This window comes from Streptomyces sp. NPDC054770, from assembly GCF_053611985.1.
This window is the reverse complement of the sequence record NZ_JBSHBL010000012.1, coordinates 140,907-153,019: the sequence shown is the minus strand read 5'-3', so window position 1 is coordinate 153,019 and position 12,113 is coordinate 140,907. Positions and strand designations below refer to the sequence as shown.

The 12,113-nt window shown below is 69.5% G+C and carries 8 protein-coding genes and 2 pseudogenes; 7 read left to right on the top strand and 3 right to left on the bottom strand.

Features of this window, described 5'->3' with window-relative positions:
* Positions 1-110: 110 nt before the first annotated feature.
* A complete protein-coding gene (locus ACWGKQ_RS14130; protein WP_453292176.1) occupies positions 111-2,873 on the bottom strand; it encodes a penicillin acylase family protein in 2,763 nt (920 codons plus the stop codon).
* 259 nt (positions 2,874-3,132) lie between these two features.
* Between ACWGKQ_RS14130 and ACWGKQ_RS14125 the strand changes: the two genes are divergently transcribed.
* The 5 genes from ACWGKQ_RS14125 (at position 3,133) to ACWGKQ_RS14105 (ending at position 8,321) form a co-directional block, all read left to right on the top strand.
* Positions 3,133-4,662 (top strand): potassium/proton antiporter, encoded by a 1,530-nt coding sequence (locus tag ACWGKQ_RS14125; RefSeq protein WP_453292202.1) that lies wholly within the window; start codon positions 3,133-3,135, stop codon positions 4,660-4,662.
* Positions 4,663-4,930: 268 nt separating this feature from the next.
* A complete protein-coding gene (locus ACWGKQ_RS14120) occupies positions 4,931-6,223 on the top strand; it encodes an MFS transporter (RefSeq protein ID WP_453292175.1) in 1,293 nt (430 codons plus the stop codon).
* A 67-nt stretch (positions 6,224-6,290) separates the two neighbouring features.
* Positions 6,291-6,626 carry an FmdB family zinc ribbon protein gene (locus ACWGKQ_RS14115; RefSeq protein WP_453292174.1) on the top strand — a complete coding sequence of 112 codons (336 nt, stop codon included), beginning with the start codon at positions 6,291-6,293 and terminating at the stop codon, positions 6,624-6,626.
* A 112-nt stretch (positions 6,627-6,738) separates the two neighbouring features.
* Positions 6,739-7,572 (top strand): S-methyl-5'-thioadenosine phosphorylase, encoded by an 834-nt coding sequence (locus tag ACWGKQ_RS14110; RefSeq protein ID WP_453292173.1) that lies wholly within the window; start codon positions 6,739-6,741, stop codon positions 7,570-7,572.
* Positions 7,573-7,730: 158 nt separating this feature from the next.
* Entirely contained in the window at positions 7,731-8,321 is a 591-nt protein-coding gene (locus ACWGKQ_RS14105) for a hypothetical protein (RefSeq protein ID WP_453292172.1), read from the top strand.
* Here ACWGKQ_RS14105 and ACWGKQ_RS14100 read toward each other — a convergent pair.
* Positions 8,318-9,418: pseudogene (locus ACWGKQ_RS14100) on the bottom strand (RNA-guided endonuclease InsQ/TnpB family protein). The gene ACWGKQ_RS14105 and the pseudogene ACWGKQ_RS14100 sit on opposite strands and share 4 nt — an antisense overlap.
* Before the next feature lie 353 nt (positions 9,419-9,771).
* On the opposite strand from ACWGKQ_RS14100, the gene mscL reads away from it, so the two are divergent.
* Positions 9,772-10,248, top strand: a complete 477-nt coding sequence (mscL, locus tag ACWGKQ_RS14095; protein WP_453292171.1) for a large conductance mechanosensitive channel protein MscL — start codon at positions 9,772-9,774, stop codon at positions 10,246-10,248.
* 19 nt (positions 10,249-10,267) lie between these two features.
* Here the strand turns inward: mscL and ACWGKQ_RS14090 are convergent, their stop codons facing one another.
* On the bottom strand, positions 10,268-10,444 hold the full coding sequence (locus ACWGKQ_RS14090; RefSeq protein ID WP_189264509.1) for a hypothetical protein: 177 nt from the start codon (positions 10,442-10,444) through the stop codon (positions 10,268-10,270).
* Between the two features lie 74 nt (positions 10,445-10,518).
* On the opposite strand from ACWGKQ_RS14090, the pseudogene ACWGKQ_RS14085 reads away from it, so the two are divergent.
* Positions 10,519-11,343, top strand: a pseudogene (locus tag ACWGKQ_RS14085) (low temperature requirement protein A); the annotation flags it as partial.
* Positions 11,344-12,113 lie beyond the last annotated feature (770 nt).

Below are 12,113 nucleotides of genomic sequence, written 5' to 3'. Positions count from 1 at the left end.
GCGCGCGGGGCCGCAGGGTCCCCCTAACTAAACCGCCTCGGCCCCCCAAACTTCCCCCGCCCCCCCCCGGGGGCGTGGAGGGCCGTCTCACCGGCGGGTGCCCGTCGGCCTCAGGGCTTGAGGACGAGGGTGTCGCTGGTGCTCTTGTCGACCGCCTTGTCCGAGAACGACCACGGGAGCAGTTCGCCGTCGGCCCACTTGCCCGTCTGGTCGGTGTAGTGGGCGCTGAAGGCGTGACCGGAGGCTCCGGTGAGGTTGATCCACTTGGACTTGTCCAGGTCGTCGAGGTTGACGACCATCCGCATGGAGGGGACCCAGACGACGCCGTAGCCGCCGGCGGCGTTCCAGCCGGTCGCGTCGACCGTGGCCTCGCCGCCGCTGAGCTTCCAGGGGCCGCGGTTGAGGATGTACTGGACGATGGCCGGGCCGTCGGTGCCCAGGGTCTGGTTCTTCAGGAACAGGCGGTGCAGCCGGCCCCAGCTCCAGGTGTCGATGTCCTTGCCGAGCTTGGCGGTCAGCTCCCAGCGGGCGTCGATCATGGCACGGGCGAAGAGCTCGTTCATGTTGTCGGCCTTGGGGCGGGTGCCGGACGCCGGGGTCTTCCACCAGGCGCTGTTCGGCTTGTCCATGAGGTTGCGGACCACCTCGAACCAGCGGTCGCCGCCGTCCGGCTGGGCCTGGTCGGCGTCGCGCTCGCCGCACTCGCGCACCTTGGTGTTGTCGTCGTCGACCGGGCCGGTGCTGTCGACCTTGTCGACCCACAGGCACTGGCCCTTGACCCGCAGCTCCTTGGGCAGCTTGTTGCCGAAGGCGAGCTTGAGGATGTTGCGCCAGACCGCGTTGAAGTAGGCCGCGGCCGCGGAGTCGGAGTCCTGGGTGTAGTCCCAGCCCTCCAGGAGCTTCTGCGCCTCGCGGACGTCCTTGTCGTCGAGGTTGATCTTCAGCAGCTTGGGCACCAGCAGCTTGGCGATCTCACTGCTGTCGTCCATCTGCATCTGGCGCATGTCGTCGGTGGAGATCTTGCCGCCGTCCTTGATCTTCGACTCGATCAGGTCGGTGATGCGCTGGCTGCGGGTGCCGTAGCCCCAGTCCGTGGTGAGCGTGTAGGGGTACTTGTCCTTGTCGATCACGGCCTGGTTGGCGGTGACGATGTAGTGGCTCTTCGGGTTGTACTCGTAGGGCAGTTCGTCCTGCTTGATGAAGCCGGTCCACTGGTACTTGGAGTCCCAGCCCGGCGCCGGGATGGACCCGTCGTCCCCCGACGCGCGCGTGGGGATCCTGCCGGGCAGCGTGTAGCCGATGTTGTTCTTGGTGTCGGCGTAGATCAAATTCTGCGAGGGCACGTCGAACTGGGCGGCCGCGTTCCGGAAGGAGTCCCAGTCGGACGCCTTGTCGAGGGCGAAGACGGCGTCCATGGTGGTGCCCGGGTCCAGGGCGGTCCAGCGCAGGGCGATGCCGTAGCCGTCGCCGCGGTCGGGCGCGGCGGTGTCAACGGTGGCCTTCTTGCCGACCTCGACGAGTTCGTCGTCACGGTCGGACAGCAGCGGCATGCCGTCGGCGGTCTGGCGTACGACGATCTTCTTGGACGTGCCGCCGGCCACCTTGATGGTCTCCGTGCGGGTCGTGAAGGGCTTGGTCTTCCCGTCGTACAGGTAGCCGTCGCCGGAGAGCTTCTCCAGGTAGAGGTCGGTGACGTCGACCCCGGAGTTGGTCATGCCCCAGGCGATGTCGGCGTTGTGGCCGATGACCACGCCGGGCATGCCGGCGAAGGTGTAGCCGGTGACGTCGTACTGGCACTTGCTGGAGACCGTCGTGCAGTGCAGGCCCATCTGGTACCAGACGGACGGCAGGGACGCCGACAGGTGCGGGTCGTTGGCGAGCAGCGGCTTGCCGGTGATGGTGTACTGGCCGCCGACGACCCAGGAGTTGGAGCCGATGCCCTGGCCGTTCACGCCGACGGCCGTGGGGACGTCGTCCAGGACGTTGTAGAGGCTCGCCAGCTGGCTCGTGAGCGCCGAGCCGGTGGTCGACGAGGTCGTGGTGGAGCCGGTGCCCGTCGAGGTCCCGGAGCCGCTCGTGGAGCCGTCCTGCTCGAAGGTCTTGGTGAGCGCGTCGTACTGGCCGTCCTGGACGATCGCCTGGTTGCGGCTGTACGGGTAGTCCGGGTACAGGTCCTTGATCTGCTGCGGGCCGAGGCGGCTGGTCATCAGGGCCCGGTCGATCTCGTCCTGCATGTTGCCCCGCAGGTCCCAGGCCATCGCCTTCAGCCAGGACACCGAGTCGACGGGGGTCCACTGCGCGGGCTTGTAGTCGTTGACGAACCCGAGGGCCGCGTACTCCAGGGAGATGTCCTTGCCGTCCTTGCCCTGGAGGTAGGCGTTGACTCCCTTGGAGTAGGCCTGGAGGTACTTCTTCGTGGAGGCCGACAGCTTGGTGTCGTACTCCTCCTTCGCCACCCGGTCCCAGCCCATGGTGCGCAGGAACTCGTCGTTCTTCACCTGGCCCTTGCCGAACATCTCCGACAGGCGCCCGGACGTCATGTGGCGGCGCACGTCCATCTCGTAGAACCGGTCCTGCGCCTGGACGTAGCCCTGCGCCATGAACAGGTCCTCGTCGGTGGAGGCGTAGATCTGCGGGATGCCGTAGCTGTCGCGCTTCACGGTCACGGGCCCGGACAGGCCCTGGAGCGTGATCGAACCCTTGGTCTGCGGGAAGGACGCACGGACCGTGCTGACCGACCAGTACGCCCCGTAGAAGACGCCACCGACGACGGCCAGAACGAGTACGAGCACGATAAGTCGGGCTCTGCGCCCCTTCTTCCTGCCGGACTTGCCAGGCTTGTCACCCGTTGTGGCGGTGGTGTTGGGGGGCATCGCTGTCCTTGCTGTCCTAACGCGAGCGGCAGGCGGTCCTGGAGTGCTGGAGCAACCATAGGCGCAGGGCCCTACGCCACTTGACGCGGAGTAGGGATCCGGCAGGCACGGGCGTTCGATCTTGCCTCGGGAAGCGTCAAGAAAGCGTCAAGAGTTAGGTAAGGTAACGAAGTACTTGGGTGCGGAGTACCGCAGCCTCGGGTCTTGTACGTGAGAGCTTCCGCGTCGCCCGCGCGCGAGCCAAGGAAAGGAAGCGCCGCTGACTGTCCACCACCTCAACCAGCTCCTGCTCGTCTGCTCCGTGGTCCTGCTCGTCGCCGTCGCGGCCGTCCGGGTCTCCTCACGCAGCGGGCTCCCCAGCCTGCTCGTGTACCTGGGGATCGGCGTCCTCATGGGCCAGGACGGCATCGGCGACATCCACTTCGCCAACGCCGAACTGACCCAGGTCATCGGATACGCGGCCCTGGTCGTGATCCTGGCCGAGGGCGGTCTCGGCACGAAGTGGAAGGAGGTCGAACCGGTCCTGGCGTCCGCCTCCATGCTGGCCCTCGCCGGGGTCGGGGTGAGCGTCGGCGTCACCGCCGCGGGAGCGCACTACCTGGTCGGACTGGAGTGGCGGCAGGCGCTCATCATCGGTGCGGTGGTGTCCTCGACGGACGCGGCGGCGGTGTTCTCGGTGCTCCGGCGCATTCCGCTGCCCGCGCGCGTGACGGGCACCCTGGAGGCCGAGTCCGGGTTCAACGACGCCCCGGTGGTCATCCTGGTCGTCGCCCTGTCCACCGCGGGGCCGGTCGAGCACTGGTACGTCCTGGTGGGCGAGATAGCCATGGAGCTGGCCATCGGCGCGGGCATAGGCCTCGCGGTCGGCTGGCTCGGCTCCTGGGGCCTCAGGCACGTCGCCCTGCCCGCCTCCGGCCTCTACCCGATCGCCGTGATGGCCATCGCGGTCACGGCGTACGCGGCCGGCGCGCTGGCGCACGGCAGCGGCTTCCTCGCGGTCTACCTGGCCTCCATGGTGCTCGGCAACGCCAGGCTGCCGCACTGGCCGGCCACCCGCGGTTTCGCCGAGGGGCTCGGCTGGATCGCCCAGATCGGCATGTTCGTCCTGCTCGGCCTGCTGGTCACCCCGCACGAGCTCGGCGACGACATCGTGCCCGCCCTCGTCATCGGGCTGGTGCTCACCATGGTGGCGCGGCCGGTGAGCGTCATCGTCAGCCTCGCGCCGTTCCGGGTGCCCTGGCCGGAGCAGACCCTGATGTCCTGGGCCGGGCTGCGCGGTGCCGTGCCCATCATCCTGGCGACGATCCCCATGGTGAACGGCGTCGACACCAGCCACCGGATCTTCAACATCGTCTTCGTCCTGGTCGTCGTCTACACCCTCGTCCAGGGGCCGACGCTGCCCTGGCTGGCCGGCAAGCTGCGGCTCGGGGAGGGCCCGGAGGCCGCCGACCTCGGCATCGAGTCCGCGCCCCTGGAGCGGCTGCGCGGGCATCTGCTGTCCGTCTCGATCCCCGAGGGCTCCCGGATGCACGGCGTGGAGATCAACGAGCTGCGGCTGCCCGCCGGGGCCGCCGTCACCCTGGTCGTCCGCGAAGGAAAATCGTTTGTTCCGCTGCCCGCGACGGTACTGCGGCGCGGGGACGAACTCCTCGTGGTCGCCACCGACCCGGTGCGGGACGCCGCGGAACGGCGGCTGCGCGCGGTCGGTCACGGGGGCAAGCTGGCGGGCTGGCTGGGCACGAACGGGACGGCGGGCGCGGGGCCGGGCGGCGCGTCGGGCGCGCGTTAAGGGCGTGTTTCGGATGGTTCACACCACCGCCAATCCCAGGTGAACAGGGTTCGCGGTGCTCGTTTTCACAGGCGTACCGGGCTTTCACCCCTGTACGATGAAACCACCCTGATCGAACCAACTCTGCCTGACGCAGAGCTGGCGCGACCGTATGGCGGCCGGATCACTCCTCGCAGTGGGCGCCGGTATCTACCGCAGTTCCGCGCAAGAGGACAGCTCTCGGCGCCCCCGCACGGGCGCGCTACCAGGCGGCAGAAAGGCACGGGCCGTGGCATCCACGGTCACCACCGAGCCGTCGGAGAGCTCGGCTGCGCCGTCCCGCCCGGGATACGGCCGGCTGCTGCGCACCCGTGGCGCCTGGACGTTCCTGATCCCCGGTTTCGCGGCACGCCAGCCGTTCGCGATGCTCACCATCTCCATCGTGCTGCTCGTGCAGCACACCACCGGCTCCTACGGCGCCGCGGGTGCCGCCGCGGCGGTCACCGGCGTCTCCATGGCCCTGTTCGCGCCCTACAGCGGCCGCCTGGCCGACCGCTACGGGCAGCGTGCCGTGCTGGTCCCCGGCGTGCTCGTCCACACGCTGTCGGGCCTCGTCCTGACGGCGCTCGCGCTGGCGCACGCGCCCCTGTGGGCGCTGTTCGCAGCGGCCGTGCCGACCGGCGCCTCGGTGCCGCAGGTCGGCCCCATGGTCCGCGCCCGCTGGGGCGTGCAGCTCCAGGACTCCCCTCTGATGTCCACCGCGGCCGCCTTCGAGTCCGTCACCGACGAGCTCACCTTCGTCTTCGGCCCGCTGCTCGCGACCGCTCTGTGCACCACCGTGGCCCCGGCCGCCGGACTGGTCACGGAGGCCGCGCTCACCCTGGCCGGCGGTCTGCTGTTCGCCGCGCGCAAGAGCACCCAGCCCCGGGTGACCGGCACCGGCCACGCGCGCGTGCGGCACGCCTCGGCGCTCCGCGTCCCCGGCGTGCGCGTGCTGGTCGTGGCGTTCCTGGGCATCGGCTCCGTCTTCGGCGGCATGCAGGTCTCCCTCGCCGCGTTCACCGAGTCGATCGGCGAGCCCGGCCTGAACGGCGTCCTGTACGGCACCTTCGCCGCCGGGAACATGCTCTCGGGCATCGTCTGCGGCGCGCTCGCCTGGAAGGCCGCCCCGCACCGGCGCCTGGTCGTCGGCTACGCGGCGCTCGCGCTGACCGCGTCGGCGCTGTGGACGTCCCACTCGGTGCTCGTCCTGGCCGGCCTCGGCCTGCTGGTCGGCATGTGCGTCGCGCCCGCCCTGATCACCGGTTACACGCTGGTCGAGGGCCTGGTCCCGGCCGGCGCCCGCACGGAGGCGTTCACCTGGCTGACCGGCGCGGTGGCGCTCGGCCAGGCGGCCGCGGTCACGGCCGCCGGACAGCTGGAGGACCGCCTGTGGGGCGGCGCCGGATTCCTGGTCCCGATGGCCGGCACGATGCTGGCCCTGGTGGCCCTCGTGGCACTGCGTTCCCGGCTGGTCGCCCCGCCGCGGAACCGTACCGTCGCACGTGGCGTCGGTCACCGCGTACCGGTGACGGTGGACTGATCCTCAGGAATACGTCACTATGGACCGTCGTTAGCACTCATCGAGTGAGAGTGCCAGGAGGAAGACAGTGCCGACCTACCAGTACCAGTGCACCGAGTGCGGCGAGGGCCTCGAGGCGGTGCAGAAGTTCACCGACGACGCCCTGACCGAGTGCCCCAACTGCGGTGGCCGCCTGAAGAAGGTGTTCTCCGCGGTCGGCATTGTCTTCAAGGGCTCGGGCTTCTACCGCAATGACAGCCGCGGCTCCTCGTCGAGCAGCAGCCCCGCGTCGAAGTCGTCGGGCTCCGCGTCGTCCGATGCGAAGTCGTCCGACTCGAAGGCATCCGACTCGAAGCCGTCGTCTTCGACGTCGTCGTCCTCGACGTCGTCCTCGTCGGGCTCCGCGAGCAGCTCCGCCGCCTGATACCTCACCCCTGGGACCCCGCCGTCGAGCGACGGCGGGGTTCTGGGCGTTCCCGGACCCCGGCTCTCGCCCCGCTCGAACGGCCGGCGAACGGCCCGCTAGTGTGCTGCGCATGGTGAACGCAGAGATCGGCGTAATCGGCGGTTCCGGCTTCTACTCGTTCCTCGACGACGTGACCGAGATCCAGGTCGAGACGCCCTACGGGCCGCCCAGCGACTCCCTCTTCCTCGGCGAGATCGCCGGCCGCCGGGTCGCCTTCCTGCCCCGCCACGGACGCGGCCACCATCTGCCGCCGCACCGCATCAACTACCGGGCCAACCTCTGGGCGCTGCGCTCCGTGGGTGTGCGCCAGGTGCTCGGCCCGTGCGCGGTGGGCGGTCTGCGCCCCGAGTACGGCCCGGGCACGCTGCTCGTACCGGACCAGCTGGTGGACCGTACGAAGTCCCGGGCTCAGTCGTACTTCGACGGGCTGCCGTTGCCCGACGGCGCCGTGCCGAACGTGGTGCACGTCTCCCTGGCCGACCCCTACTGCCCCACCGGGCGGACGGCGGCACTGAAGGCCGCTCGGGGCCGGGACTGGGAGCCGGTCGACGGAGGCACGCTGGTGGTGATCGAGGGGCCGCGTTTCTCGACCCGCGCCGAGTCGCTGTGGCACCAGGCGCAGGGCTGGTCGGTGGTGGGCATGACCGGCCACCCCGAGGCGGCGCTCGCCCGTGAACTGGAGCTCTGCTACACGTCGTTGACCCTGGTCACGGACCTGGACGCGGGCGCCGAGACCGGTGAGGGCGTCTCGCACGACGAGGTTCTCCAGGTGTTCGCGGCCAATGTGGACCGGCTGCGCGGTGTGCTGTTCGACGCGGTGGCGGCCCTGCCGGAGAACCCGGCACGGGACTGCCTGTGCACGAACGCGCTCGGCGGCATGGACCCGGGCTTCGAGCTGCCGTAGCGCAGGGGCGGTTTCCACAGGGGGATGCGGGCGGAACTCCTCGTTCGGGTGGCCGAGTTGTCCACAACCGGTCGGTAGCCCACCGGCTCCGACGCGTTTCGGCGCGAGACCTCATCGTGGTCTCGCAAGCCGATTCCTCGTCGCCGGTGGTGATCCCCATGTCCGTTCCCCCGTCCCCCTACCTCGCCGTCCCGCCGCCCCTCCGCGTCCCGCGCCCGCTGGGCACGGACGCCCCCGCCACCTGCGAGGTCCCGCACTTCGAACCGGTGCGGGTACGCGGCGGGCGATATCAACTGCACCGCCTGCTGCGCCACCGCAGGCGGGCCCTCGCGGCCGGCCTGGCGATCACGGCGGCGGCGCTCGTCGCGGCGGGACCGCGGACCGCCACCGGCCCCCTGCGCGCCGAGCGGCCCCGGGGACACCCTGCCGCTCAGCCGGTACGCCGGCACGCCCCGCCCGTGGACATGGTGACCGCACCGGTACGGATCGCCGACGCGGCCACCGTCCGGCTGCTGCGCCCCGGTGACCGGGTGGACGTCATCGCGGCCGGGGACCCCGCGGCGGGCGGGGCGGCCCGGGTGATCGCGCGCGGGGTACGCGTGACGAAACTGCCGGAGCCGGTCGACCCGGCCGCGGAGAGCGGGGCACTGGTCGTGCTCTCGGTCCCCCGGTCCACCGCGGCCCAACTGGTCGGCGCGAGCACCACGGCACGGCTGGCGGTGACGCTGTGGTCAACTACCTGGCGCTAAGGCGCCGGGCTTGCACAGCGGGCATCACCGGCGGTGATACTGCGCTTGCGTCCAGCCCCGCCCCGCTGACGCCGAGGTGGGGCGGGGGCCGTCGACGGGGCCCCGCGTCGCCACAACTCCCACGCTCGGGCGCGGATGTTGCGGGAGCTGTTCCGGTCTGCGTGATCAACGAATCCGCAGTTCCGGCACGCGAACCAGGCTTGAGAGACTCGGCTCGCCTTGTCGATGTGCCCACACTTTGCGCAGGTGCGCGAGGTGTACGCCGGATCGACGTACACCACCGCCACCCCCGCCCTGCGGGCCTTGTACCCGATGAACGCCGATCTTGTGGTTGATATCTCTGGCCCGCCGGTCCTCCTTACGCCTGCGTTTCTTCAGGCGTCGTTTGGCGGACGGGGTGTTCTTCCTCTGCAACGTGGCCCGCAACGTCCGCTCCCGGGCGCGGACCCGGTTGATCTCGCGTCCGGCCATGATCTCGCCGTCGGACGTGGTGGCGATGCTCACGATGCCCAGGTCGATGCCGAGGAAGTCCACCGGGTCGGTGTTCGCCGGTGTTTCGAGGACCTCGCAGGTGGCGTTGAGGAACCACATGCCGTCCCGGCACAACAGGTCGGACTCGCCTTTGCGGTACAACGCCAGAGTGGCCAGCTGCTCGGAGCTCGCGGTGAACGCCACGTCCTTCACCCGTCCCGAAACGGTCCAGATCGAGATCCTCCGCTCGGTGATCTGCCAGGACAGCATCCGGTCGTCGTACGGCTGCGCCCCCTGCGGACGGAAGGCGACCGGCTTCTCGGTGGCCTTCCGGTAACGCTTCGAGCCGGGCCTGCCCAGGTTCCCGGCCTTCAGGTTCGCCTTCAGCGACGCGTACGCGTCGCAGGTCTTCTTGATGACGTGTTGAGCGGCCTGCGCACCCAGACCCCAGCGGGCCTTGATCTCGCCGTAGGTGTGCTTGCGAAGCGCGAAGTTGTTCTTCACGTTCTTTCGAAGGCGACCTCGCCGACCCAGCTAGCCGCCTCGTTGCAGGCGGACAAGGTCGCCTCGAGCGCGGCCGCCTGCACAGGCGTCGGCAGCAGTCTGACCTGCACAACCAGCTTCACGATCAGTGAACCTGCACACGCGTACGACCATCCGCCGCGCGTTCGGCACGCATCACCCGACCGGGTGACAAGCCCGGATGTCCACAACACCGGCTCCGCCGGAATGACAACCGTCCACTTCGCGCCCGAGCCCACACGAGCGATACCGCGCGCTCCACGCCACGGTTACAAGGATGCCCCCCGACTGAAGCCCTGCGCTTCCTCGCATGAGCTGAACAACCTGGGGCGATTTTCGGGACGCTTTGTGTCAAGTCGCTCGTCCGAGCTACCGGATTGGGCGCGATGGCTGCACGGTGACGTAGGTTGCGGAGCGTTTTGTTCCACACCCTGTGCATGTGAGGAGAGTCCCCGAGGTGAACGCGAAGAAGGAACCGAGCGTCTGGCAGGGCTTCAAGGCCTTCCTGATGCGCGGAAACGTCGTCGATCTGGCAGTCGCGGTGGTCATCGGCGCCGCCTTCACGAACATAGTCAACTCGGTGGTGAAGGGGATCATCAACCCGCTCGTCGGCGCGATCGGCACCAAGAACCTCGACAGCTACAGCTCGTGCCTGAAGGACCCGTGCGCGCTGAACGCGGACGGCACGGTGAAGAGCGGCATCCAGATCATGTGGGGCTCCGTCCTGGGAGCCACGCTGAGTTTCGTGATCACCGCGGCGGTCGTGTACTTCCTGATGGTCCTGCCGATGGCGAAGTACCTGTCCCGGGTGGAGGCCCGCCGGAAGGCGCGGGAGGGCACCCACGAGGTGGTCGAGGTGACCGAGCTGGAGGTGCTGAAGGAGATCCGCGACGCCCTGGTCGCGCAGCGCGGAAGCGGTCACGACGCGCGTTAGCCGCGCTGCCGCGGGCGGCTCAGAGGTGGTGGGGCGGCTTCTCGTCGAGGAAGCGTTTGAGGTCGGCGGCGGAGTCGCCCTCCGGGCGGTCGCCCCAGCCGCGGTCCGTGTCGTCCGACGACTGCCGGTCGAGCGGGTCGTCGAAGATCAGCGCGGGTTTCGGGTCGCGCGGCGCGGGCTCGGGGGCGGTGCTCATGCCTCAAGCCTACGGCGCGCACGGCTCGGGTTTGTTCGCGAGCCTTCGGTGGCCTTTTCTGCTGTGCTGGACGCATGACGTCCAGTTCTCCCGCGGCTCCCGCCTCCCAGCACTCACCCCAGCCCCTGCGGCCGCTGCGCAGGCTCACCGCGCGCGGGCGCGACGAGGCCCACCGGGTGTCGTCGCCGCTGGAGCTGTTCTTCGACCTGTGTTTCGTGGTGGCCATCGCGCAGGCGGGCGTGGCGCTGGTGCACGCCGTCGCGGCGGGGCACGCGGGCGAGGGCGTCCTGAACTACGCGATGCAGTTCTTCGCCATCTGGTGGGCGTGGATGAACTTCACCTGGTTCTCCTCGGCGTACGACAACGACGACGTGCTCTACCGGGTGGTCACCCTGGTCCAGATCGCCGGCGTCCTGGTACTGGCGGCCGGTATCTCGCAGGCCTTCACCGACCACGACTACCTGGTGGTCTGGCTGGGCTACGTGATCATGCGGCTGGCGATGGCCGCGCAGTGGTTCAGGGCCGCGCGGTGGGCCCGCGGCGCGGAGCGGACCATGGCGCTCCGGTACGCGGGCGGGGTGCTGCTGTGCCTGGTCGGCTGGCTCGGCCTGGTGGTGCTGCCGGAGCCCGCGCGGCCCTGGGTGTTCCTGGTGATGGCGATCGCCGAGATGTGCGTGCCGCTGTACGCGGAGAAGGACTACGCGACCTCCTGGCACCCGCACCACATCGCCGAACGCTACGGGCTGTTCACGATCATCGTGCTCGGCGAGACGATCTCGGCGGCGACGGTCGCCGTGAAGTCGGCGGTGGCCGAGCACGACGCGCTCGGCGAGCTGCTGCCGATCGCGGCGGGCGGCCTGGTGATCGTCTTCTCGGCCTGGTGGATCTACTTCGTGGTCGGGAACCAAGTCAAAGGGTACTACAACAGCCCCACCCCCAACTAGGGGGCAGGGCTGGTGAGTTAGCTGGTCAGTGCGGGTACGGGACCCTTACAGGCAGGCCATGAAGGGTACGCCGTTCACGGCCCCTGAGGACTCAGCCCAGTTCGCCGGAGGGATGGGCCGGCGGGAACTCGACGGCGTGGTCCGGGCAGGCATAGAGGGTCACCCCCGGGCCCGTTGGACGCTGGATGTACCGAACGGGAAGCGGGGCCCACGTCCACCTCTTGCACCGGCAGCACGTCGCGCCGGAGGGGTCCGGGATGGGCTGGGTGTCGCGGAGTGCTGCGATGTACCGGGCGGCGGTCATGCGGCCCCCTCTCGGGCTATGACACTGCCGAGACCCATGGTTGGGAAGTCGTAGTCAACTCCGAGGCTCGCGAATGCCGCAGCGTACGAGCGCTCACGCTGTAGAGGCGGTAACGCTTGCATCCGCTCGTCCCGGAAAACCGCTTGGGCCTCCCAGGAGGACAGACCACGCCACGGCGTCCTCCAGATCGAGACGGGCGCGGTTTCATCCTCGGCAGCCTGCGCGGTGAGGTACTCCGCACTGTGACGTCCGGGGTGCTGGGGGGCTAAGACTGCGAGCACCCAGGAAAGGGCGCTAGCGATAAGATCGCGCATGTGTCGGTCAGCTCCTGCTAGCTGTCTCGGCTAGCCCCGAGTGGACCGGGCCTAATCGGTCTCTCGGGGCGCTTCTGTGTTCAGGGATCACGCTAAGACAACACGTC